Origin of the sequence: Streptomyces sp. DSM 41931, assembly GCF_050271085.1 — a bacterium.
Taxonomy (GTDB): domain Bacteria; phylum Actinomycetota; class Actinomycetes; order Streptomycetales; family Streptomycetaceae; genus Streptomyces; species Streptomyces albogriseolus.
The window spans coordinates 6,818,610-6,841,406 of sequence record NZ_CP189902.1; the positions used below are offsets into that span (position 1 = coordinate 6,818,610).

A 22,797-nucleotide genomic window follows, 5' to 3' on the forward strand; every position below is an offset into this window, starting at 1 on the left:
AGGTGACGTCATGTCACACCACGCGCCTGCTCAGCCGAACTGACCGGGCTGGTAGTCGCCCGCGGGCTGCTGGTTGATGACGTTGATCCGGTTGTAGGCGTTGATGATCGCTATCAGCGAGATCAGCGCGGCGAGCTGGTTCTCGTCGTAGTGCTTCGCGGCGTTGGCCCACGCCTCGTCGGTGACCCCGCCGGCCGCGTCCGCGATCCGGGTGCCCTGCTCGGCCAGTTCGAGCGCCGCGCGCTCCGCCTCGGTGAAGACGGTGGCCTCGCGCCAGGTGGCGACCAGGTTGAGACGCAGCTGGGTCTCGCCCGCGGCGGCGGCGTCCTTGGTGTGCATGTCGGTGCAGAAGCCGCAGCCGTTGATCTGGCTGGAGCGGATCTTCACCAGTTCTTGGGTGGCGTGCGGCAGACCGGCGTCCCCCGCGGCCTTGCCCGCCGAGTTGATGTGCCGCAGCACCTTCCCGGCGACGGGGTTGGCGAAGAAGTCGATACGCGCGTTCATGTGCTCTCCATGGTCGGTCCGTCGTTACGGTGTCGCTTCACTGACGGAACGGCCCCGCGATGTGTGACAGCCCTCCGTATGTGACCTGCGTCTCATCACTTCAGGGCGCCGTACGACACGGCGTCAGGCGGGCACCGGACCTGCCGATAACCTTTCCGGGTGGACGGGGAGCGGGGGTGCCGGGTGGGCGAGCGTCGGGAACGCGACTGGACGGCGATGACGCCCGGGGACTTCGACCGCGAGGCCCCGCTCTGCCTCAACGTCGGCACCGGCCCCGTCGTCGTCCCCGCCGAACCGGACGAGTACGGCACCGCGCCGCTCTTCGGCGACGACGTCCCGGAGCGCCGCCCCGCCCCGCGCCGCGCCCCGCGCCGGACCACCGCCCCCGACGGACAGCAGGGGCAGCTCTTCTGACCCCGGCCGTCCCGGACGTGCTTCGGCGTGAAATCGATGTGCCTTGAAACCGGTGTGGGGGGTACGCGGCGGGAGCGGTCGGATCACCCGGAGGGAAGGTGCGCGGAGACCCGTTCGGCGTGACGCGGGGCCCGGGGGCCCGAGGTCACTCCATCGGCGGGCGTCTCCTGCGCGGGACGGCGAGCCATGAGACGTTGACGGAGGTCGACGTCCCTTTCGCACCTTGCGTCCCGAGGTCACCCGCAGTCGGCAAGTGAAGCAGCACGGCCACCCCGTCGTGGCCGGTCCGAAGCGGAGGAGCATAAATCCATGAGCGAGGCCAACCCCGTACGGCGTGCCGCCAAGAAGGTCGCCGAGACCCTGCAGGGCGGCACCTCGGCCCCGGCCGACGGCATCCCCGGCCGTCCCGCCCCCGAACCGCCCACGGTGGAGCGGCCGGTGGAGCCCCGTGAGCCGCTGCCGCCCAAGCCCGACCAGAGCGGGCCGGCCACCGTCTCGCCCACCGGTTCCCCCACGGGCGCCGACCAGGCGCGCATGGCCCAGTCCGGCAGCCATCTGACGAACGCGCAGGGCACCCGGCTGCACGACACCGACCACTCGCTCAAGGCGGGCCCGCGCGGCCCGGTCCTGCTCCAGGACCACCATCTGCGCGAGAAGATCATGCACTTCGACCACGAGCGCATCCCGGAGCGCGTGGTCCACGCCCGCGGCGCCGGAGCGCACGGCGTCTTCCAGAGCTACGGCACGGCGTCCGCCGTGACCAAGGCCGGGTTCCTCGCCCCGGACGTCGAGACGCCGGTCTTCGTGCGCTTCTCCACGGTCGTCGGCTCCCGCGGCTCCGCCGACACCGTGCGCGACACCCGCGGTTTCGCGACGAAGTTCTACACCAGCGAGGGCGTCTTCGACCTGGTCGGCAACAACATCCCGGTCTTCTTCATCCAGGACGCCATCAAGTTCCCCGACGTCGTGCACGCCGCCAAGCCGCACCCCGACAGGGAGATCCCGCAGGCCCAGAGCGCCCACGACACCTTCTGGGACTTCGTCTCCCTGCACACCGAGGCCACCCACCACACCCTCTTCTTCATGGGCGACCGCGGCATCCCGCGCTCGTACCGGATGATGGAGGGCTTCGGCGTCCACACCTTCCGCCTCGTCGACGCGGAGGGGAGGACCACCCTGGTGAAGTTCCACTGGAAGCCCAAGCTGGGCGTGCACTCCCTGGTGTGGGACGAGGCGCAGCTCATCAACGGCAACGACCCCGACTTCCACCGCCGGGACCTCGCCGACGCCATCGAGTCGGGCGCCTACCCGCAGTGGGAGCTGGGCATCCAGACCTTCCCCGACACCCCGGACCAGACCTTCGAGGGCATCGACCTGCTGGACCCGACGAACATCGTGCCGGAGGAACTGGCCCCGGTGCAGCCCATCGGGCTGATGACGCTCAACCGCAACCCGTCGAACTTCTTCGCGGAGACGGAGCAGGTCGCCTTCCACGTCGGCCACCTCGTGCCCGGCATCGACGTCACCGACGACCCGCTGCTCGCGGGCCGGCTGTTCTCCTACCTCGACACCCAGATCACCCGGCTCGGCGGCCCCAACTTCCCGCAGCTGCCCATCAACCGGCCGCACGCGCCCGTCAACGACATGCTGCGCGACGGCATGCACCAGACCGCCGTGCACCGGGGCGTGGCGCCCTACCAGCCCAACTCCCTCGACGGCGGCTGCCCGTTCACCGCGGGCGCGGACATGGGCGCCTACATCGAGACGCCGGTGACCGTTCCCGAGGGGCGGAAGGTGCGCGAGGCGCCGGAGTCGTTCTCCGACCACTTCAGCCAGCCCCGCCGCTTCTGGCTCTCCATGAGCCCGGTGGAGCGCGAGCACATCATCGGCGCGTACACCTTCGAGCTGGGCAAGTGCTACGAGGAGGCCATCCGCAAGCGCACCCTCCAGGTGCTGGCCAACATCGACCCCGAGCTGTGCTCCCGCGTCGCCGACGGCCTCGGCCTGCCCGCGCCGGAGCCGACGGTACCGCTCGCCGACGTCGAGCCGAGCCCGGCGCTGTCCCAGGTCGGCGGGACCTGGCCGGTCGACGGGCGCGTCATCGGCATCCTCACCGGCCCCGACGGCGACCTCGAAGGGGTGCACGCGGTGCGCGACGCCGTGCTGGAGGCGGGCATGATCCCACTGGTCGTCGCGCCGACCGGCGGCACGGTCGGCACGGGCGATCACGCTCTGACGGCGCAGCGCAGCCACGTCACGGCGCGGTCGATCGAGTTCGACGCGGTGCTGCTCGCCGGGCCGCCGGCGGCGGGTCCGGACGCGCCGGGCGCCACGGACGGCAAGGGCGCGCCGGGTGCTCCGCCGGCCGCGCCGGACCCGCGGGTCGTCCAGCTGCTCCAGGAGGCGTTCCGGCACGGGAAGGCGATCGGGGCGTGGGCGGGAGGCGAGGCGGCACTCGGCTCGGCGGGCGTCCCCGTCGACGCGCCCGGCGTCGTGGTGACGGACTCCGGCCCCTCGGCCCTGGACCAGATCCGCACGCTGCTTGCCTCCCACCGGGTCTGGGAACGGTTCGCGCCGGGGGCGTGAGGGACGCCTGCGGGTGCGTCGTGGCTGGTCGCGCAGTTCCCCGCGCCCCTTGGGCGGGTTGCACTCGCCGTGAGTGCACACCCTCAGGGGCGCGGGGAACTGCGCGACCGGCCCTCAGCGGCCCGCGGCCGTACCCTGGACGGCGACGGCCGCGTCCGTCACCTCCGCACGGGAAGCCGACCCATGTCCCACCAAGAGCCCCTCTTCGGCATCGACGAGATGCCCCGCCCCGAGCCGACGGCACCGACCTCCTCCCGCTTCCGCGACTCCCGCGCAGCGCACCGCCTCCTCGCGGTCAAGGAGATCCACGCCGAACCGGCCGCCGCCGCCTCTCCCCGGGGCCGTCAGATCCTGGCCCGCTTCCCCGAGGCCCGCCTCGTCGAGGTCCCCTCCCACTGGCGCATCCCCGACCTGCACGGCAACGAGGGCAGCGCGGACCGCTGGATGCGCGTCAAGCGCGAAACCCTCGTCCTCGGCGTGCGGAAGAAGCTCACCACCCGCCCCAACGGCCGCTCCGCCGACTGGATCGCCCCCGGCCCCTCCAACGGCTGCGCCCTCTCCTGCGTGTACTGCTACGTCCCGCGCCGCAAGGGCTTCGCCAACCCCATCACCCTCTTCACCAACATCGACGCGATCATCGCCCACCTCGGCCGGCACGTCGCCGCGCAGGGCCCCAAGACGGAGCCGAACCAGTGCGACCCCGAGGCGTGGGTGTACGACATCGGGGAGAACGGCGACTGCTCGGTCGACGCCCTGGTGTGCGACAACACCGCCGATCTGATCCGCGCCTTCCGCGACTGGCCCACCGCGAAGGCGTCGTTCGCCACCAAGTTCGTCAACCCGGACCTGCTGGAGCTCGACCCGCGCGGCCGGACCCGTATCCGCTTCTCGGTGATGCCGGCCGACGACTCCCGACTGCTGGACCTGCGCACCAGCCCGGTGGACCGGCGGATCGCCGCCGCCGCGGACTTCCTCGACGCGGGCTACGAGGTGCACTTCAATCTGTCGCCCGTCGTCGTCCGCCCCGGCTGGCAGGACGCGTGGGACGAACTGCTGCGGCAGATGGACGACGTGCTGCCCGAGCGGGTGAAGCGCCAGGCGCTGGCCGAGGTCATCATGCTCACGCACAACGCGGACCTGCACGAGGTGAACCTCCGCTGGCACCCGCGCGGCGAGGACGTCCTGTGGCAGCCCGCCCTGCAGGAGACGAAGCGCTCCCAGAACGGCGCCCTCAACCTCCGCTACCACGCGGGTGTCAAACGCCAGGCCCTCGCGGAGCTCCGCGACCTCGTCGAGCGCCGCACCCCGTGGCTGGGCGTGCGCTACGCGTTCTGAGCCTCCGCCGCCTCCGGACGCGCCGGCAGGGCACCCCCCCTGCCAGGCGCACTAAGGTTAGGCTAACCTTGTCTCGTGATTCCAGGTGAGAAGGCGTCCTCGGGCCTGCGAGGGCATGAACTGGCGGCCACCGGCGTGACCGTGGCGTACGACGGCACGGACGTCGTGCACGACGCGGAGCTGACGCTGTGCCCCGGTGAGGTGACCGCCCTCGTCGGCCCCAACGGCAGCGGCAAGTCGACCCTGCTGCGCACCGTCGCCCGGTTGCAGCGTCCCCGGCACGCCGCCCTCACCCTCGACGCCGCCACCGACGCGCTCGCGCTCGGCCCCCGGGAGTTCGCCCGCCACGTCGCGCTGCTGCTGCAGAGCCGGCCTACGCCCAGCGGCCTGAGCGTGCGCGACGTCGTGGAGTTCGGCCGCTACCCGCACCGCGGCCGCTGGGGCGGTACCGACCCGGGCGGCCGGGCCGCCGTCGACCGCGCCCTCGCCCTCACCGGCGTCACCGACCTCGCCGACCGCGGCGCCGAACACCTCTCCGGCGGACAGCTCCAGCGCGTCTGGCTGGCCGGCTGCCTGGCCCAGGAGACCGGCGTGCTGCTCCTGGACGAGCCCACCACCTACCTCGACCTGCGCTACCAGGTCGAACTCCTCGACCTCGTGCGCGATCTGGCGGACGACCAGGGCATCGCCGTCGGGGTCGTGCTGCACGACCTCGACCAGGCGGCCGCCGTCGCCGACCGCATCGTGCTCCTGGCGGACGGACGCGTCGTCGCCGAGGGAGCACCCGAGGACGTCCTCACCCCCGAGCGGCTGACCGACGTCTACGGCATCCGCATCGAGGTCGACACCGACCCCCTCACCGGCCGCCTGCGCACCCGCGCCCTCGGCCGTCACCACACCCGAAGCGAAAGGCTCAGCACCACCTCATGAGACGCCTCCTGCGCACCGCGCCCCTGGCCGCCGCCGCTGCCCTGCTGCTCGCCGCCTGCGGCACCACCGAACCCGCGGCCGACGAAGCGCCCAAGGCGTCGGCCGAGCCCATCACCCTCACCGACGCGTCCGGCGCGAAGGTGGAACTCGACGGGCCCGCCACGAAGGTCGTCGGCACCGAGTGGAACGTCGTCGAGCACCTCCTCTCGCTCGGCGTGGAGCCCGTCGGCGTGGCCGACGTCAAGGGCTACAAGACCTGGGACAGCGCCGTACCGCTCACCGGCGACGCCAAGGACATCGGCACCCGCGGCGAGCCCAGCACGGACACCATCGCCGCGCTGAACCCCGACCTCATCGTCGCCACCACCGACCTCCAGCCGAACGCCGTCGAGCAGCTGCGGAAGATCGCCCCGGTCCTCGAGGTGACGTCCGCGGACGCCTCCGACCCGGTCGGGCAGATGCTGGAGAACCTCGACCTCATCGCGAAGGCCACCGGCACCACCGAGCAGGCCGCCACCCTGAAGAAGGACTTCGACGCCAAGCTCGCCGAGGGCGCCAAGGCCCTCGAGGACGCCGGCCTGAAGGGCGCCCCGATCGCCTTCTCCGACGGCTACGTCGTCTCCAACCAGGTCTCCCTGCGCCCCTACACCTCCGGCTCGCTCATCGGCGGCGTCAACGAGCGGCTCGGCCTGAAGAACGCCTGGAAGCTCAAGGGCGACGAGGCGTACGGCCTCGCCGCCACCGACGTCGAGGGCCTGACCGCCCTGGGCAACGCGCACTTCGCCTACATCGGCAACGAGCAGGACGCCGCCAGCGACCCGTTCGGCAAGGAACTGAAGAACAACTCCGTCTGGAAGTCGCTGCCGTTCGTGAAGTCCGGCGACGTGCACCGGCTGGACGACGGCATCTGGATGTTCGGCGGCACCGGCTCGATGGAACGTTACGTCGACGCCCTCGTCGCGGCGCTGACGAAGTAGCGCGATGGCCGTCACCGCCACCCCTCCCACCGTCCGCCCGGAGACGGTTCCCTCGCGGGCGGGCGCGGCCGCGGTGACGACCGCGCTCGTGCTCCTCGTCGCCGTCCTCGCCGTCGTCGACATCACCCAGGGCACGGCAGCGGTCGGCCCGGCCGAGGTCCTCAAGGCCCTCACCGGCCGGGCCGACCCGGGCGACGCGTCCGTCGTCATCGCCTCGCGGCTGCCCCGGACGGCCGCGGGGCTGCTCGTGGGCGCCGCCCTCGGCGTCGCGGGCCTCGCCCTCCAGGCCGTCAGCCGCAACGTCCTGGCGTCCCCGGACACCCTCGCCGTCAACGCGGGCTCCTACTTCGCCCTCGGCGTCGTCGCCGTCACCGGCCTGTCGCTGCCGCTCATCGCCTCCTCGGCCATCGCCTTCGCGGGCGGTCTCGCCGCGGCGGCCGTCGTCCTCGGCCTCTCCGGGCTCGGCACGGGCACCGTACGGCTCGTCCTGGCCGGCACCGCGCTCGCGCTCGGCCTGACCGCCGTCACCGAGGGGCTGCTCCTGCTGTTCCCGGAGGAGACCGAGGGCCTCTACCAGTGGAACCAGGGCAGCATCGGCCAGAACGGCTTCGACGGCGTGCTGCAGATGCTGCCCGTCGTCGTCATCGGCGTCACCGGGCTGCTCCTCGTCGCGCGCCGGGTGGACGCCCTCGCGCTCGGCGACGACACCGCGCGCGGCCTCGGCGTGCCGGTGCGGGCCACCCGCGTCACGGCCGTCGTGCTGGCGACGCTGCTGTCCGCCGCTGCCGTCACCCTCGCGGGACCGATCGGCTTCGTCGGCCTGTGCGCCCCGGCGCTCGCCCGTCCCCTCGCCCGCTGGGTCCGCGGCCTGCGGCGGCTGCGCGTCGGCGCACCGGTCACCGGTCTCGTCGGCGCCGCGCTGGTCCTCGGCGCGGACGTGCTGCTGCGCGCGCTGATCGACGCCGACACCGCCGTCGCGGTGCCCACCGGCGTGGTCACCAGCCTCGTGGGGGCGGCGTTCCTGGTGGTGATGGCCGCCCGGCTCCGCGACACCGGCGGCGCCGCCGCACCCGACAAGCTGAACATCCGCAGCCGCACGGCGTTCCTCGTCACCCTCGCCGCGCTGGTGCTCGCCCTGGCCGGCGTCGCCGTCGCGGGGCTGCTGCTCGGCGACAGCAAGCTGCTGCTGGGCGACGTGGCCAACTGGGCGCAAGGCAACGCGGGCCGGACCGTCTCCTTCGTCCTGGACACCCGCACCCCGCGGGTGCTCGCCGCGCTCCTCGCCGGCGCCGCCCTCGCGCTGGCCGGCACGCTCGTCCAGGCCGTCACCCGCAACCCGCTCGCGGAACCCGCCGTCCTTGGCGTCTCCGGCGGCGGCGCGCTCGGCGCGGTGATCCTCGTGACCACCGTCCCGACGGCAGGGGGCTGGAGCGTGTCCGCGGCGGCCTTCGCCGGGTCCGCGCTCACCGCGGTCCTGGTGTTCGGTCTCGCGGCGCGCGGAGGCTTCCAGCAGAACCGGCTGGTGCTCGTCGGCATCGGCGTGGCGTCCGGGACGACCGCCGTGATCAGCCTGCTGATCGTGCTCACCGACCCGTTCAACGCCACCAAGGCGCTCACCTGGCTGTCGGGCTCCACCTACGGCCGTGACCTGCCCGACGTGCTGCCCCTCGCGGCGGTGCTCGCGGTCGGCGTGGCGGTGGCGGGCGCAGGACACCGGGAGCTCGACCTGGTCTCCCTGGACGAGGACACACCGAGGCTCCTCGGGCTGGACCTCGCGCGGGGCCGGCTCGCCTTCCTCGTGCTGAGCGTGCTGCTCACCGCGACCGCCGTGGCCGCGGCGGGCACCATCGGCTTCGTCGGCCTGGTGGCCCCGCACGCCGCGCGCGCCCTGGCCGGCCGCCGGCACACCCGGGTGCTGCCGGTCGCGGTGCTGCTGGGCGCCGTGCTCGTGTGCACGGCGGACCTGCTGGGCCGCACCGTCATCGCCCCGGCCCAGCTGGGCGCCGGCCTGATGACGGCGGTGATCGGCACGCCGTACTTCCTCCATGTGCTGGTGCGTGCCCGCCGCTGACGGAGGCCGGAGGTCACCCTTCCCTTCGGAAAACCACCTGACAGGGTGATCGACGGCGCACTAACCTGACGGCGATGACCACCTCCTTCCTTCACAGAAGGGGGGTCCCGTCCACGCAAGGTGAGTGCTGATGCACCCACGCCCCGTGGACGAGGACTCCCGTCTCTCCCTCTGGCGGCGCGTACGCGAGTACGCCGTGCCGCCCACCATGATCGAGACCGCGACCGCCCGCCGCCGCTCCGGCGATTGGGCGGGGGCGTGCGCCGCGGCCCGCGTCGACGTCGACTTGCGGCTGCGCGACCTCACCCGCATCCACGGCGTCGGCCTCGCGGCACAAGTGCGCGTGGACCTGCGGTACTTGGCGCCCGACCTGCTGCGCTGGCACATGCCGAGGTCCGCCCCCGACGGTCTGCTGCGGCCGGGCCTCACCGTCCCCCTCGCCCGCTACACCGCGGGCGAACCGGACGAGTGCCGCCCCGTGTACTTGGTGGTCCGCACCCCGCCGGCGTGGGCGGCGGGCGGCCAGCGTATGAGCCTCGCGCTGTGGGACGGCCACCGGCTGCGGGAGGGCTCCCGCGGGCATCCGCGCCCCCGGCCCGGCCGGCGGTTCCGGTTCGACCTGCACCGGCACCTGTGGGACGCCCGCCGGGCGCGCGAACTGCCTCACCGGTCCGGGACGGACGCGCCTCGGACGGAGATCGTGGTGCCGTCCGGGCTGCTGCCGCCGGGCCACCACTACGCCGTGGACCGCTGGGCGGACGAGGCCCGCATCCTGTTCCGTGACGCGGGACGGGGACGCACGGGAGGGTCCGTCGCCGTACGGCTGGACGCCCGGCGCCGACTGGTGCTGGACCTGTCCTGCGACGGACACCGTCCGGTCGCGGTGTCCACCGAGCAGGCCGCCTCCAGAACAACGCCCCTCCTGCCGGACGCGGCGACCCACGTCCTCCCCGACCTCGCCCTGCTCCGGGCCGGCGCGATCGACGCCGGACGGCTGCATCCGCTGGTGGCCTCCGCCCTGGCGCCCGGCCACCCCGTCGCCCCCGAGGCGCCGCCCCCACCGGCCACCACGCGTCCCCACACCGTCCTGTGCCAGGGGGTTCCGCACCGCGTAGCCCTCGTCGACGGTGTCCTGGTCCCGCTGGACCACACACCCGACGAGATCGGGCGGGAGGAGCTGCTGGCCGAACTGACCGGCACCCCGCTGCCCTGCCTCCAGTTCGTCGACCGCGCCCATCGCAGGCCCGACTGCCTCACAGGCGTCCGTGAACGACTGGACCACGGCGACGTCGACGGCGCGCTGGCCGTCGTCGAGAACCTGCTCGGTCCGGACGCGTGTCTGCGCGACGGGCCGCTGAAGGACGCCCTTGAGGAGGCCGCACTGCGCAGGCTCGCCCACGGGCTCCACCGGGCCGGCCTGCGCGGCCCCGCCGACCACTGGATCCTGCCCGCGCCCGCCAGGCGCCGCGACCACCGCACCCACCCGCGCCACGCCATCTCCCGCTGACCGACCCGGCCGCGCCCGGCCCCTCTCCTCCCTCGGTGATGCCTCATGCCCACGTCCCTGTCCGCCCCCTCCCAGCTCGACGTCGCCTCCGACCTGCTCGCCCTGCTGCGGGACACCACCACCGAACCGCGCCCCGACGTCCAGCTGGAGGCGCTCACCCTCGCCGTGTCCGCCGATCTGCCCGTGCTGCTCCGGGGCGAGCCGGGCATCGGCAAGACCGCCGCGCTCACCCAGCTCGCCGCCGCGCTCGACCTTCCGCTGACCACCGTCATCGCCAGCGTGCACGAGCCGACCGACTTCTCCGGGCTGCCCGTCGTGGGCGACGACCCCGCCGAACAGGGCGTGCCGATGGCTCCGCCGGACTGGGCCGTGCGCCTGGTGCGGGCCGGCCGGGGCCTGCTGTTCCTGGACGAGCTGTCCACCGCCCCGCCCGCCGTGCAGGCCGCCCTGCTGCGCCTGGTCCTGGAGCGGCGCGTCGGCGCGCTGCGGCTCCCGCCGGGCGTGCGGATCGTCGCCGCCGCCAATCCGCGCGCCTCCGCCGCCGACGGCTGGGAGCTGAGTCCGCCGCTGGCCAACCGTTTCGTGCACCTGAACTGGACCCACGACCCCGAGACCGTCGTCCGCGGCCTCGGCGGGACCTGGCCGCTCGCCACCCTGCCCGAACTGGACCCCTCCCGCATGCCGGACGCCGTCGCCCACGCCCGCCGGGCGGTGTGCGCCTTCCTCACCGCCCGGCCCCCGCTGGTGCACCGGCTGCCGGACGGGGAGACCCGCCGCGGCGGCCCCTGGCCCTCGCCGCGCAGCTGGGAGATGACCCTGCGTCTGATCGCCTTCGCCACCGCCGCCGGCTCCTCCCGCGACGTCCTCTCGCTGCTGGTCCGCGGTACCGTCGGCGACGGACCGGGCCTGGAGATGCTGGCGAGCCTGGACCGGCTGGACCTGCCCGACCCGGAGACCCTGCTCGCGGACCCGTCCGGAGCCGAGCTGCCCGAGCGGGGCGACCTGCGTCAGGCCGCGCTGGACGCGGTGGTCGCCGCCGTACGCGCCCGCCCCGAGCGGCACCGCTGGGACGCGGCCTGGGACCTGCTCGCCCGCGCCGCCGCCACCGGCGCGCCCGACCTGGTCGTCGTCCCCGCGACCACCCTCGCCGCCCTGCGCCGCGAGGACTGGGACGTCCCCCCGACGATCGAACGCCTCACCGGCGCCCTGAAACTGTCCCGCCGTGCCGACCGGGCCCTGGACCGCACGCGGGAGGCCGCGGCCCGATGACCACGCACCCGCCGCGCGCCACGACCCCCGCGCTCGACCTCGACAAACTGCTTGCGGCCCGGCTGACGGCCGTCCGCGCCCGCCCTTACCTCGCCACCGCCCTCTTCGCCCTGCGCCCCGTCGAGTCCCGCAGCGTGCCCACGATGGCCGTCGACCGGTACTGGCGGTGCTACGCCTCGCCCGCGTTCGTCGCCGCCACGTCGCTGGAGGAGCTGGCCGGTGTCTGGGTGCACGAGGTGTCCCACCTGCTGCGCGACCACCACGGCCGCGGCGACCGCGTGGCCCGCGCGCGCGGGATCGACGGGCCGGGAGAGCGGCTGCGGATGAACATCGCCGCCGACTGCGAGATCAACGACGACGTGTACGGCGACGGGCTGCCCCAGCCCGAGGACGTCGTCCTGCCCGGGGCGCTGGGCCTGGAGTCCGGGCTGCTGATGGAGGACTACCTGTCCCGGTTCCGGCTGGGCGCGCACACCCGCACCATGGTCTGGCTGAACTGCGGCAGCGGCGCCGACGGCCTCGAACGGGAGTGGGACCTCGGCCCGGACGGCGCGCACGCCCTCACCGACCAGGAACGCGACGCGGTCCGCTTCCGGGTGGCCCAGGGCATCGCCGGCCGGCCCGGCAGGACGCCGAAACGCTGGCGGCGATGGGCCGAGGAGGTGTTCCACCCGCCGCAGCCCTGGCGGGAGCTGCTCGGCGCGGCGCTCCGCTCCGCCGTGTCCGCCTCCGGCTCGGGCGACGACTACAGCTACGGCCGGCCCTCCCGGCGGTCCGCCGGTGTGCCGGGCGCGGTCCTGCCCAGCCTGCGGCGCACCCCGCCCCGGGTGTCCGTCGTGGTCGACACCTCCGGCTCGGTCAGCGACGCCGAACTGGGCAGCGCCCTGCTGGAGGTGACGGCGATCTCCCGTGCCGTGGGCGGGCGCCGCGACCTGGTGTCCGTGGTGCCGTGCGACGCCGCGTCGTACGAGGTGCACCGGCTGTGCCGCGCGGAGGGCATTCCGCTCGTCGGAGGCGGCGGCACCGATCTACGGGCCGGTTTCACCCGGGCGCTCGCCGCGCGTCCCCGTCCCGACGTGCTCGTCGTCCTCACCGACGGCCAGACCCGCTGGCCGTCGTCCCGGCCCCCGTGCCGCACGGTGGTCGGCCTCTTCCCGCGCCCTCCCCGCAGGACCGACGAGGAGAACCCCGACTACGTGCCGGACACCCCGCCCGAGTGGGCCCGCGTGGTCACCGTCGGCGACCCGCACGGATGAGCGGCCCGGTGGGTCACCCACCGGGCCGCTCATCACGGGGGAACCGGATCAGCCCGTCACGTCCGTGATCCTCCACCGCTGGTTCGCGCCCGAGTTGGGCGGCCAGGTGGTCACCGCGGCGCCCTCGTGCGTGGCCTGACCGCCGACCTCCAGAAGCCGGCCGGTGGCCGCGTTGACCAGGGTCCAGGTGCCGTCACCGGTCGTCGACGTGATCCACTGGGCGGCAGGGTCCGGTCGGCCGCTGCGGGGCTCGGCCACCGGCACGTCGTCCCGTACCGTCAGCCGCCGGTCGCCGTTGGTGAACTCGTAGCGCTGGCGCGTCCCGTCGTCCGGGTGGACGGCGCTCAGCCGCCACCGCTGGGCGGCCGACCCGTCGCCGCCGCTGATGACGAGATCGGTGCCGTTGCCCGCCAGGGTGACCGCCTTGCCGCTCTGCACGCCGGTCAGCGTGTAGGTGCGGCCCTTGCGCAGCAGCGGGGCGTCCTCGGCGACCCCGGAGACGCCGTCGACCACGAAGGTCGTCACCGACTGTGCGGGCACGGTGACGGTGGCCGACCCGCCGGTGACCGGGACCGCCCGGTGCCGCACCAGTTTGCCGTCGGCGCTGGTCACCACGGGAGTGACGGTCGCCCTGGGTGCGATCCGGCGGAACTTGGAGAGATCCACGGTCACCTCACGCGCCGTCGCGGTGTCGTTGACGTGGACGACCGAGGCGCCCTTGCCGTCCCGCGAGACCGCCGCCGCGCTGGAGGTGTCGTCCACCGTGATCAGCCGGTCGCCCGGCCGGATGAAGTGGGTGAAGTTCCGGGCGGTGTCGAACTTGGTGTTCGTACGGACGGGGCATGTCGCCGGCGTGTCCTCGGCGGTGCAGCTGAACGGGACCTGGATCTCGCCCCAGTTGCCGCCCTTGGCGGACTCGCCGCCCGGCTTCATGTTGTCGAGATCCTCGACGGGCTGCCAGAACACCCAGGCACGGGGCTCCAGTTCGCGCAGGTCGTCGACGATGCGCGTGGCGAGGCCGAGTCCGGGGCGCATGTCGGTGAAGCTCTGCCCGTCGCCCCAGTCACCCTCGACCTCGCTCATCCACAGCCGCTTGTTCTCGGCCTTGGCGATGTCGCGGACGGTGGTGCGCTGACCGGTGCCGTAGGTGTGGACGTTCAACTGACCGACCAGGGACCGTGCTTCGGGCCCGTAGACGGACCAGTTGCGGGCGAAGATCGAGGGGTTGGTCTCGTCCATCGCCGAGATCCGCGCCTTGGTGCCCGCCTCGCGCAGCGCCGGGGCGAGCGCGCGGATCACCTTCTCCTGGAGCTCCGGACCGATGTGGGCGCCCTCCTGACGGCCCCCGACCGGTTCGCCGTCGGGGCCGAGACGGGTGGACCAGTAGTCGGTGTTCGGCTCGTTGAAGGGGTCGACGGTGGCGACCTTGATGCCGTGCGCCTTCTCCAGCCGCCGGGTCACGCCCGCCACGTACGCGGCGAAGTCGTCGACCGACTCGTTCTTCAGCTGGTCGCGCGTGGCGTCGAAGCCGCCGGAGACGTAGCCGCTGACCGTCATGAACCAGGGCGGGGAGTTGCTGAAGGTCTCCCAGTGGGTGATGTCCTTCTTGATCCGGTCGACCCACCAGCGCTGGGTGGCGTCGGCCCCGTCGTTCCAGTCGGCCGGGTCGTCCGGGTCCCACCAGCCGGTGTCCTCGCGGGTGGTGCCGGCGGGCGCCTTCCACCAGCCCTCGACGGCTCCGCCAGGCCGCAGGTAGTCCTCGACGTCGGGGGCGTTGCCGCCGCCGATGTTGTAGCGGGCGATGTTCAGGGCCAGTCCGTCGTCGCCGAAGACGAGCCGCGCCAGCTTCTCGCGGATCTGCGGCGGGTAGTCGCCGGTGGCGTTGGCGAACCAGACGAGGCTGGTGCCCCAGCCCTCGAACGGCTGCTGCCGGTAGGAGGGGTCGGGCCGTACGGTGACGGACGGCAGGTCGGCTGCCTGGGCGGCGGACGTGGGGCCGGGGACCAGCGCGGCCCCGGTGACCAGGGCCGCGGTCAGGCCGGTGGCCGTGAGGAGTCGTCTGTCGCGGGTGCGTGCCATCGGTGTGCTCCCAACAGTGGGGTGTGTGGGTCGCGCTCTGGTGGTACGCCCGGCCGTGCTCACGGCCGGGAGAGAACGGCCCCCGGAACGGCCCGTGCCGTTCCGGGGGTGGTACGACCGCCGGTCAGGAGGCGGGCTGCCGCAGGACGGCGACGGCGCGCGGGCCGAGGGTGAGGGAGCCGTCGGCGCCGGTGTCGCCGAGCAGCACCTCGCCGTCGAGCCCCGGCACCGGGGCGGTGTCGTCGGTGCGGTTCACCAGGAACAGGAACCGGCCCCCGGGACCCCGGCGCACCACCGGCTCGACCGAACCCCGTGCCTCGGCGGGCAGTTCGCTCTCCACGCCGGCCGGTTCCAGCAGACGCGGCAGCAGCGACACCAGCCCGTCCACGCCGAGCCGCGTGGAGACGTAGGCGGCGGTGCCGCGGCCCGAAGGGCGCCGGGTGACGGCGGGACGGCCGGCCTGCTCGCCGGTGCGGTAGCGGACGAGGACGTCCGTGTCGTCGGCGGTCACCGTGATCCGGTCGGTCCACAGCGTGCCGGTGGTGGCGTCGTCCAGCTCCACGCCGTCGCCCGCGAGCAGCGGCGCGAACTCCTCGACCCGGATGCCCAGCAGGTCCCGCAGGGCACCGGGGTAGCCGCCGAGCCACACGTGGTCGTGCTCGTCGACGATCCCGGAGAAGTACGTCGTGATCAGGTGGCCGCCCTGCTCGGTGTAGCGGGTGAGGGTCTTGGCCAGGTCGGCGGGCACCACGTGCAGCACGGGCGCGATCAGCACCTGGTGGCGCTGGAGGTCCGAGCGGGTGGTGACGAGGTCGGCGCGGATGCCGAGACGGAGCAGCGCCGAGTACCAGTCGAGCGCCTCCTGCCGGTACCGCAGCAGGGCCGTGGGGTGCGAGTCCTGCTCGCTCGCCCACCAGGAGTCCCAGTCGTACACGATGCCGACCGGGGCGGGCTCCCGCTCGCTGCCGGCCACCGGGGCCAGCGTCTTGAGCGTGGCGCCGAGTTCGGCCACCGCGCGGAACAGGTCGCTGTCCGCGCCGGCGTGCGGCACCATCGCCGAGTGGTACTTCTCGGCGCCCGCCGCCGACTGCCGCCACTGGAAGAAGCAGACCGCGTCCGCGCCGTGCGCCACGTGCAGCAGTGAGTCCCGGGCCAGCTCGCCGGGGCGCTTGGCCACGTTCACCGGCTGCCAGTTGACGGCGCTGGTGGAGTGCTCCATCAGGAACCACGGCCGGCCGCCGGAGATGCCGCTGGTGAGATTGGCGGAGAAGGACAGCTCGTCGCGGTCCTGCGGGCCGGGGTGCACGTAGTGGTCGTTGGAGACGAAGTCGATCTCCTCCGCCCAGTCCGCGTAGTCCATGCCCTTGGTGTTGCCCATCACCATGAAGTTGGTGGTGACCGGCACGTCCGGGGTGATCTCCCGCAGCAGGTCCCGCTCGGCGCGCAGATGGTCCTTCAGCGCGTCCGACGAGAACCGCTTGAAGTCGAGCTGCTGCGTCGGGTTGGGGTGCGAGGCGGCGAGCCGCGGCGGCAGGATCTGCTCCCACGCGGAGTAGCGCTGCGACCAGAACGCGGTGCCCCAGGCGTCGTTGAGCGCGTCCAGCGTGCGGTACCGCTCGCGCAGCCACTCCCGGAAGGCGCGGGCCGCGTCGTCGGAGTAGTCGTACACGTTGTGGCAGCCCAGCTCGTTGCTGACGTGCCAGGCGACGAGCGCCGGGTGGTCCTTGTACCGCTCGGCGAGCGTGCGGACCAGGCGCAGCGCGTGCTCGCGGAAGACGGGCGAGGTGGGGCGCCAGTGCTGGCGGGCGCCCGGCCACAGGGTCTCGCCGGTCGCGGTGACCGGCAGGACCTCCGGGTGGGCGGTGGTCAGCCACGGCGGCGGGGAGGCGGTCGCGGTGGCCAGGTCGACGCCGACGCCGCCCTCGTGCAGCAGGTCGAGCACCTCGTCGAGCCAGCCGAAGTCCCAGGTGTCCGCCGTGGGCTGGAGCCGGGCCCAGGAGAAGATCCCGACGGACACGACGTTGACGCCGGCCTCCCGCATCAGCCGGACGTCCTCCTCCCACACGGACCGGGGCCACTGCTCCGGGTTGTAGTCGGCGCCGAAGAGGAGACGGGGGGCGGTGTCACCGTCCGGCCCGCCGCTGCGGGACAGGAGGGTGGAGATCATGGTGGTCCTTCCGGTGGGCGCATCGGGGGCGGCGCGCGGCGTGGTGCGCGCCGCCCCGCGGGGTGGTGCGTGTCGCTACTTCTCGACGGTGAAGCCCTGCTCCTCGCCGTACTTCACCGAGGCGTCCTGCCACGCCTTGAGACCGTCCTCCAGCCGGGTGCCGGAGATGTAGGCCTTGCCGACGGTGTCGTTGAAGATCGAGTTGGCGTACGCCTGGAAGGGCAGGTACGACCAGTCGTCGGCGACGTTCGCGGCGGAGGCGGCGAAGATCTCGTTGGCCTTCTGGCCGCCGAAGTACGGGAACTCCTTGCCCAGGAACTCGGTGGACTTCAGCTCCGCCTGGGTGGCGGGGAAGGCGCCCTCGGAGACGCGGGAGGCGACGCCCTCGCCGGAGTTGGCGTACTCCACGAAGGCGTAGGCCAGTTCCTTGTTCTTGGCGAGCGCCGGGACGGTCAGGGCGCTGCCGCCGTTCTCCGCGCTGGCCTTGTCGCCCTGGGTCCACGCGGGCAGCGGGGCCACGCGCCACTGGCCGGAGGCGTTGGGCACGCCGGACTCGAAGTTGGCGGGCATCCAGGCGCCGGTGGACAGGGTGGCGATGGAGCCGTCGCCGAGGCCCTTGTACCAGTCGTCGGTCCAGCTGGTGACGGGCGCGAGCAGCTTCTCGTCGATCAGCTTCTGCCAGACGTCCGTGAACTTCTTGGCGTTCGCGTCACCGAAGTCGATCTTCACGTTGGTGCCGTCGACCTTGTAGGGCCGCGAACCGGCCTGCCACAGCAGGCTGGTGGTGAAGCCGGCGTCACCGGTGTCGTTGGCGATGTACGCCTTCGGGTCGGCCTTGTGCAGCTTGCGGGCCGCGTCCAGGTACTCGTCCCAGGTGGTGGGAACGGCGATCTTGTACTTGTCGAAGACCTTCTTGTTGTAGAACAGCGCCATCGGACCGGAGTCCATCGGCAGGCCGTACACCTTGTCGCCCTCGGTGACGGCGTTCCACGGGCCCGGCGTGTACGCGGAGGCCAGCTTGTCCGCGCCGAAGCCGGACAGGTCGGTCAGGCCCTTGGTGAGGGAGTACTGGCCGATCGAGAAGTACTCGAGCTGCGCGACGTCAGGGACGCCCTTGCCCGCGGATATGGCGTTCGACAGCGCCGTGTAGTGCTTGTCGCCGGAGCGCTCGCTCACCAGGTTGATCTTGACCTTGGGGTGCTTCTTCTGGAAGTCGGCGGCGACCGTCTTCAGCGTGGGCTCCCACGACCAGACGGTGACCGTGCCGCCCTTGTCCAGGGCCGCCTGGATGTCCTCGGCGGAGACCGACTCGGTGCCGGCGCCGTCGTCCGAGCCGCCGCAGGCGGTGGCGCCCAGGGCGAGGGAGGTCACGAGGGCGATGCCGCCCAGCAGGCGGCTGGTCCTTCTGCGCATGAGTGTGGATCCACTTCTTCGTGGGTGGGACAGGGGAGGGGTGGGGGAGACAGGACGTGGGGAGGGTGTGGGGTCTCGAGGGCGGTCGGCGGGCCGCCGGATCACTCCTTGACGCTTCCGGCGGCGAGACCCGACTGCCAGTACTTCTGGAGGAACAGGAACGCGACGACGAGCGGCAGGATCGTGAGGAGGGAACCGGTGATCACCAGGTTGAAGATCACCTCGCCGCCGACGGTCTCCGCCTGGGAGTTCCACGCGCTCAGGCCCAGCGTCAGGGGGTACCAGTCCGGGTCCTTGAGCATGATCAGCGGCAGGAAGTAGTTGTTCCAGGTGGCGACCGTGGTGAACAGCAGCACGGTCACGATGCCGGGGGCGAGCAGCGGAAGCGCGACGGTGAAGAAGGTCCGCGCCTCGCCCGCGCCGTCCATCCGGGCGGCTTCCAGAAGCTCCGTGGGGATCGCCTCGGTGGCGAAAACCCACATCAGGTAGAGGCCGAACGGCGACACCAGCGACGGGAGGATGACCGCCCACGGGGTGTCCGTCAGCCCCATCTTGCTGAACATCAGGAAGGTGGGGACGGCGAGCGCGGTGCCCGGCACCGCGACCGCGCCGATCACCGTGGCGAAGACGCCGCGCTTGCCGGGGAAGTCGAACTTCGCCAGCGCGTACCCGCCGAGCACCGCCAGCAGGGTCGCGCCGCCGGCGCCCAGCACCACGTACAGCAGGGTGTTGAGCAGCCAGCGGGTGAAGATGCCGTCGCCGTAGGTGAACGTGTCACGGATGTTGTCCCACAGGGCGAAGTCGTCCGCGAACCACAGGCCGTTGGAGCTCGCCAGCCCCGACTGCGTCTTCGTGGCGTTGATCACCAGCCAGATCAGCGGGACCACGGTGTAGAGGACGACCAGCGAGGTCAGCACGGTCAGCAGCTTGCTGCGCCGGGGGCGGCCCGGGCGGTGCTCCTTGGCGCGCCGCAGACGCGGGGCGCTCTTCACGGCGCCGGGGGCCGCGGCGGCGGGGGCGGGGGTGGTGACAGGGGTGGTCATCGGGTCACGCTCCCTTGCGCATGCCGCGAAGCTGCACGACGTAGGCGACCACCATCGTGATCAGGCCCATGATGATGGCCACGGTCGCGGAGTAGTTGTGCTGCTGGCCGCTGAAGGACAGCGAGTACGTGTAGAAGTTCGGCGTGTAGTCCGTGGTGATGGCGTTGCGGGCCAGCGGACGCAGGATGCTCGGCTCGTTGAAGAGCTGGAAGCTGCCGATGATGGAGAAGATCGTCGCGATCACCAGCGCGCCGCGGATGGCGGGCAGCTTGATCGCGGTGATCACCCGCCACTGGCTCGCGCCGTCGATCTCCGCCGCCTCGTACAGGGAGTGCGGGACGACCCGCAGCGCCGAGTAGAAGATCAGCATGTTGTAGCCGACGAACTCCCACGTGACGATGTTGCCGATGGAGGCCAGCACCAGGTCGGCGGAGAGCGGGTCGGGCAGCGACCAGCCGAAGGCGGAGTTGAAGTCCCCGACCAGGCCGTACTTGGTGCCGTACATGAAGCCCCACATCAGGGTGGCGACCACGGCGGGCACCGCGTACGGCAGGAAGATCGTGATGCGGAAGAAGCTCTTGCCGTACAGCCGGCCGCTGTCCAGGGCGAGCGCCACCAGCAGGGCGATGCCCAGCATGATCGGCACCTGGACCACCAGGAACAGAGCGACCCGGCCCAGCGACGCCCAGAACAGCTCGTCCTTCAGGGCCTGCTGGTAGTTGTCGAACCCGACGAAGGTGGTGCCGCCGATGAGCTGGTCGCGGAACAGGCTCAGGTAGACCGAGTAAGCGATCGGTGCGAGGAAGACCAGGGCGAACACGGCCGCGAACGGGCCGATGAACCCCCAGCCCTTCCATGAGCGCCGGTCCCGTCTCACCGGAGGCGGGGCCGGCCGCGGCTCTGCGGCCGCCGGCGGTTGCAGCGTCGTCATGTCGTTCCTTGCTGTTCGGCGTTCCGGTAACCAGCGGCTCGGCACCCGGCACGGAGCCGGGCGGCAGGTCGCCCGGTCGGATGTTTGCGTAAACATCCGTGGCCGGGGAATCGCGTCGACCTGTTATGTTTACGTAAACATCCGGTGGCGGCATGTCTACACTGCCCCGATGACGACGGTCAAGGGTCCTCAGTGGGACCGTGACACGGGAGACAGGAAGGCGGGGGGCGGCGCGTGGAGACGGTCGACGACGCGGCGGTGGACCCGGGCGGCCCGGCCGCCGCGACGGAGGGAGACGGCCGGGGGACGGCCGCGCCCGCCCCGCGGCGCCGCGCCCGGGCCCGCGCCACCGCCTCGATGGCGGACGTGGCACGGCTCGCGGGAGTCTCGGCGCAGACCGTCTCCCGCGTCTCCAACGGCTATCCCGGGGTGACCGAGGAGACCCGCCGCCAGGTCCTCGCCGCGATGAAGGAGCTCGGCTACCGGCCCAACAGCGCCGCCCGCGCCCTCAAGCGGGGCGAGTTCCGCACCATAGGCGTCATCACCTTCACGCTCTCCACCACCGGCAACGTGCGCACCCTGGAGGCCATCGCCAACTCCGCCGCGCGCGAGGGCTACGCGGTGACCCTGCTGCCGGTCGCCGTGCCCACCCAGGACGAGGTGCGCGGCGCGTTCTCCCGCCTCGAGGAACTCGCCGTCGACGCCGTGATCGTCATCATGGAGGTGCACCTCCTGGACGCGGCCACGGTCCATCTCCCGCCGCACGTCCAGGTGGTGGTGGTCGACTCCGACGCCGGCGACCGCTACACCGTCGTCGACACCGACCAGCACGGCGGCACCCGCGCCGCCGTACGGCACCTGCTCGGCCTCGGCCACCGCACCGTGTGGCATCTCGCCGGACCCGAGGACTCGTTCGCCGCGCAGCGCCGCACGGACGCCTGGCGCGCCGCGCTCACCGAGGCGGGGCGGGAGCTGCCGCCGCTGGTCCGCGGCGACTGGTCGGCCGAGTCCGGCTACCGGGCCGGCCTCGAACTCGCCGCCGTCGAGGACTGCACGGCCGTCTTCGCCGCCAACGACCAGATGGCGCTGGGGCTGTTGAGAGCCCTGCACGAACACGGCAGACGGGTGCCGGAGGACGTCAGCGTGGTCGGCTTCGACGACATCCCGGAGGCGTCCTCGTTCCTGCCGCCGCTGACCACCCTGCACCAGGACTTCGCCGAGGTGGGGCGGCTGTGCGTACAGGCGGTGCTGCGCAAGATGCGGCAGGAGGGACCGGAGCGGGGCACGACGCTGGTGCCGGCGCGGCTGGTGCTGCGGCAGAGCACGGCGCCGCCGCCGAAGGGGCGCTGAGGGACGCTGGAGGCTCGTCGCCGACACGGGGCGCAGACCGGTGAACCGCCCCTGTCCGCACGGTCGTTGGTGTGCCAGACTCGATGATCGTCAGGGCGCAGGAGCCGCCGTACCCACCGGAACGGACGTGTCATGCCGACGGGCACACCCCCCACCCCGCCGCGGACCGACACCAGCAGGGCCCAGCCCGCGCGGGTCTACGACTGGCTGCTGGGCGGCAAGGACAACTATCCGGTCGACGAGGTCGTCGGGCGCGCACTCCCGCCGCAGGCGAAGGACGCCGCCCGGCAGAACCGCGCCTTCATGCACCGCGCCGCCGCCTGGCTCGCGGACCAGGGCGTCGACCAGTTCCTGGACATCGGCACCGGCATCCCCACCGAGCCGAACCTCCACCAGATCGTGCAGCGCGTGGTCCCCGCGGCGCGGGTCGTCTACGTCGACAACGACCCGATCGTGCTGCGTCACGCCGAGGCGCTGCTCGTCAGCAGCCCCGAGGGCACCACGGACTACGTCCAGGCCGACGTGCGCGAACCCGGCGAGATCCTGCGGCACGCCCGCGACGTCCTCGACTTCTCCCGCCCCGTGGCCCTGTCCCTGATCGCCCTCCTCCACTTCCTCCCCGACGACCAGGACCCGCAGGGCATCGTCCGGCAGTTGGTGGACGCGCTGCCGCCGGGCAGCCACCTCGTGCTGTCCCACGCCGCGTCCGACCTCCACGCCGACCTGGCCCGCCAGGTCACCGAGGAGTACGCCCGCGCCGGCATCCGCCTCGGCTTCCGCACCCATGCCGAGGTCGCCCGTTTCTTCGACGGCCTCGACCTGGTCGCCCCCGGCCTGGTGACGGCCCCGGAATGGTTCCGCACGGAACCGGCGCCTGTGGCGGAGGACAGCGGGATCTACGCGGGGGTGGCGCGGGTGCCGGCCGCTGGGACGGCGTAGAGGGCGAGCGGACCGAGGCGTCGGCG

17 protein-coding genes are annotated in these 22,797 nt (G+C 72.9%); 11 read left to right on the forward strand and 6 right to left on the reverse strand.

Going from position 1 to position 22,797, the window contains the following annotated elements; translation table 11 throughout:
• Positions 1 to 30: 30 nt before the first annotated feature.
• On the reverse strand, positions 31 to 504 hold the full coding sequence (locus ACP7TJ_RS31050; RefSeq protein ID WP_427766959.1) for a carboxymuconolactone decarboxylase family protein: 474 nt from the start codon (positions 502 to 504) through the stop codon (positions 31 to 33).
• 183 nt (positions 505 to 687) lie between these two features.
• Between ACP7TJ_RS31050 and ACP7TJ_RS31055 the strand changes: the two genes are divergently transcribed.
• The 9 genes from ACP7TJ_RS31055 to ACP7TJ_RS31095 all read left to right on the forward strand — a co-directional run bounded on the left by ACP7TJ_RS31055 (position 688) and on the right by ACP7TJ_RS31095 (position 12,849).
• On the forward strand, positions 688 to 918 hold the full coding sequence (locus ACP7TJ_RS31055; protein WP_093768764.1) for a hypothetical protein: 231 nt from the start codon (positions 688 to 690) through the stop codon (positions 916 to 918).
• A 309-nt stretch (positions 919 to 1,227) separates the two neighbouring features.
• Positions 1,228 to 3,504 carry a catalase gene (locus tag ACP7TJ_RS31060; protein ID WP_367547903.1) on the forward strand — a complete coding sequence of 759 codons (2,277 nt, stop codon included), beginning with the start codon at positions 1,228 to 1,230 and terminating at the stop codon, positions 3,502 to 3,504.
• 183 nt (positions 3,505 to 3,687) lie between these two features.
• Entirely contained in the window at positions 3,688 to 4,839 is a 1,152-nt protein-coding gene (locus tag ACP7TJ_RS31065; protein WP_093768766.1) for a spore photoproduct lyase family protein, read from the forward strand.
• 75 nt (positions 4,840 to 4,914) lie between these two features.
• Positions 4,915 to 5,769 carry an ABC transporter ATP-binding protein gene (locus ACP7TJ_RS31070; RefSeq protein WP_367463676.1) on the forward strand — a complete coding sequence of 285 codons (855 nt, stop codon included), beginning with the start codon at positions 4,915 to 4,917 and terminating at the stop codon, positions 5,767 to 5,769.
• Positions 5,766 to 6,746, forward strand: a complete 981-nt coding sequence (locus ACP7TJ_RS31075; RefSeq protein WP_427766965.1) for an ABC transporter substrate-binding protein — start codon at positions 5,766 to 5,768, stop codon at positions 6,744 to 6,746. Before ACP7TJ_RS31070 ends, ACP7TJ_RS31075 begins: the two co-directional genes overlap by 4 nt.
• A 4-nt stretch (positions 6,747 to 6,750) precedes the next feature.
• Positions 6,751 to 8,817 (forward strand): iron ABC transporter permease, encoded by a 2,067-nt coding sequence (locus ACP7TJ_RS31080; RefSeq protein ID WP_427766968.1) that lies wholly within the window; start codon positions 6,751 to 6,753, stop codon positions 8,815 to 8,817.
• A gap of 130 nt (positions 8,818 to 8,947) precedes the next feature.
• Positions 8,948 to 10,324: a hypothetical protein gene (locus tag ACP7TJ_RS31085; protein ID WP_427766971.1), complete on the forward strand. Its 1,377-nt coding sequence runs from the start codon at positions 8,948 to 8,950 to the stop codon at positions 10,322 to 10,324.
• A 45-nt stretch (positions 10,325 to 10,369) separates the two neighbouring features.
• On the forward strand, positions 10,370 to 11,593 hold the full coding sequence (locus tag ACP7TJ_RS31090) for an AAA family ATPase (protein WP_427766973.1): 1,224 nt from the start codon (positions 10,370 to 10,372) through the stop codon (positions 11,591 to 11,593).
• Positions 11,590 to 12,849 (forward strand): vWA domain-containing protein, encoded by a 1,260-nt coding sequence (locus ACP7TJ_RS31095; protein WP_427766976.1) that lies wholly within the window; start codon positions 11,590 to 11,592, stop codon positions 12,847 to 12,849. Before ACP7TJ_RS31090 ends, ACP7TJ_RS31095 begins: the two co-directional genes overlap by 4 nt.
• Before the next feature lie 48 nt (positions 12,850 to 12,897).
• Here the strand turns inward: ACP7TJ_RS31095 and ACP7TJ_RS31100 are convergent, their stop codons facing one another.
• The 5 genes from ACP7TJ_RS31100 to ACP7TJ_RS31120 form a co-directional block, all read right to left on the reverse strand.
• On the reverse strand, positions 12,898 to 14,928 hold the full coding sequence (locus ACP7TJ_RS31100) for an RICIN domain-containing protein (RefSeq protein WP_427766979.1): 2,031 nt from the start codon (positions 14,926 to 14,928) through the stop codon (positions 12,898 to 12,900).
• Between the two features lie 124 nt (positions 14,929 to 15,052).
• The gene (locus tag ACP7TJ_RS31105) at positions 15,053 to 17,095 is read right to left on the reverse strand and encodes a beta-galactosidase (protein WP_427766982.1); all 2,043 of its coding nucleotides are present in this window, start codon (positions 17,093 to 17,095) and stop codon (positions 15,053 to 15,055) included.
• Between the two features lie 75 nt (positions 17,096 to 17,170).
• Positions 17,171 to 18,508, reverse strand: coding sequence for an ABC transporter substrate-binding protein (locus ACP7TJ_RS31110; protein WP_093768775.1), 1,338 nt, complete (start codon positions 18,506 to 18,508; stop codon positions 17,171 to 17,173).
• 101 nt (positions 18,509 to 18,609) lie between these two features.
• Complete coding sequence (locus ACP7TJ_RS31115) at positions 18,610 to 19,551, reverse strand: carbohydrate ABC transporter permease (RefSeq protein ID WP_093768776.1); 942 nt, start codon at positions 19,549 to 19,551, stop codon at positions 18,610 to 18,612.
• Between the two features lie 4 nt (positions 19,552 to 19,555).
• Positions 19,556 to 20,482 carry a carbohydrate ABC transporter permease gene (locus tag ACP7TJ_RS31120; RefSeq protein ID WP_093768777.1) on the reverse strand — a complete coding sequence of 309 codons (927 nt, stop codon included), beginning with the start codon at positions 20,480 to 20,482 and terminating at the stop codon, positions 19,556 to 19,558.
• A 357-nt stretch (positions 20,483 to 20,839) separates the two neighbouring features.
• On the opposite strand from ACP7TJ_RS31120, the gene ACP7TJ_RS31125 reads away from it, so the two are divergent.
• Together ACP7TJ_RS31125 and ACP7TJ_RS31130 are read left to right on the forward strand one after the other, a co-directional pair.
• Complete coding sequence (locus tag ACP7TJ_RS31125; protein ID WP_266551673.1) at positions 20,840 to 21,832, forward strand: LacI family DNA-binding transcriptional regulator; 993 nt, start codon at positions 20,840 to 20,842, stop codon at positions 21,830 to 21,832.
• Positions 21,833 to 21,964: 132 nt separating this feature from the next.
• Entirely contained in the window at positions 21,965 to 22,771 is an 807-nt protein-coding gene (locus ACP7TJ_RS31130) for an SAM-dependent methyltransferase (RefSeq protein WP_189911356.1), read from the forward strand.
• Positions 22,772 to 22,797: the final 26 nt, after the last annotated feature.

What these genes read in the sequence shown, in the direction of transcription:
- ACP7TJ_RS31125 (WP_266551673.1), top strand. Translation starts at nt 20,840, where the DNA reads ATGGCGGACGTGGCACGGCTCGCGGGAGTCTCGGCGCAGACCGTCTCC.
- ACP7TJ_RS31110 (WP_093768775.1), bottom strand. Translation starts at nt 18,508, where the DNA reads ATGCGCAGAAGGACCAGCCGCCTGCTGGGCGGCATCGCCCTCGTGACC.
- ACP7TJ_RS31065 (WP_093768766.1), top strand. Translation starts at nt 3,688, where the DNA reads ATGTCCCACCAAGAGCCCCTCTTCGGCATCGACGAGATGCCCCGCCCC.
- ACP7TJ_RS31105 (WP_427766982.1), bottom strand. Translation starts at nt 17,095, where the DNA reads ATGATCTCCACCCTCCTGTCCCGCAGCGGCGGGCCGGACGGTGACACC.
- ACP7TJ_RS31050 (WP_427766959.1), bottom strand. Translation starts at nt 504, where the DNA reads ATGAACGCGCGTATCGACTTCTTCGCCAACCCCGTCGCCGGGAAGGTG.
- ACP7TJ_RS31115 (WP_093768776.1), bottom strand. Translation starts at nt 19,551, where the DNA reads ATGACCACCCCTGTCACCACCCCCGCCCCCGCCGCCGCGGCCCCCGGC.
- ACP7TJ_RS31120 (WP_093768777.1), bottom strand. Translation starts at nt 20,482, where the DNA reads ATGACGACGCTGCAACCGCCGGCGGCCGCAGAGCCGCGGCCGGCCCCG.
- ACP7TJ_RS31080 (WP_427766968.1), top strand. Translation starts at nt 6,751, where the DNA reads ATGGCCGTCACCGCCACCCCTCCCACCGTCCGCCCGGAGACGGTTCCC.
- ACP7TJ_RS31060 (WP_367547903.1), top strand. Translation starts at nt 1,228, where the DNA reads ATGAGCGAGGCCAACCCCGTACGGCGTGCCGCCAAGAAGGTCGCCGAG.
- ACP7TJ_RS31090 (WP_427766973.1), top strand. Translation starts at nt 10,370, where the DNA reads ATGCCCACGTCCCTGTCCGCCCCCTCCCAGCTCGACGTCGCCTCCGAC.
- ACP7TJ_RS31075 (WP_427766965.1), top strand. Translation starts at nt 5,766, where the DNA reads ATGAGACGCCTCCTGCGCACCGCGCCCCTGGCCGCCGCCGCTGCCCTG.
- ACP7TJ_RS31130 (WP_189911356.1), top strand. Translation starts at nt 21,965, where the DNA reads ATGCCGACGGGCACACCCCCCACCCCGCCGCGGACCGACACCAGCAGG.
- ACP7TJ_RS31100 (WP_427766979.1), bottom strand. Translation starts at nt 14,928, where the DNA reads ATGGCACGCACCCGCGACAGACGACTCCTCACGGCCACCGGCCTGACC.
- ACP7TJ_RS31095 (WP_427766976.1), top strand. Translation starts at nt 11,590, where the DNA reads ATGACCACGCACCCGCCGCGCGCCACGACCCCCGCGCTCGACCTCGAC.
- ACP7TJ_RS31085 (WP_427766971.1), top strand. Translation starts at nt 8,948, where the DNA reads ATGCACCCACGCCCCGTGGACGAGGACTCCCGTCTCTCCCTCTGGCGG.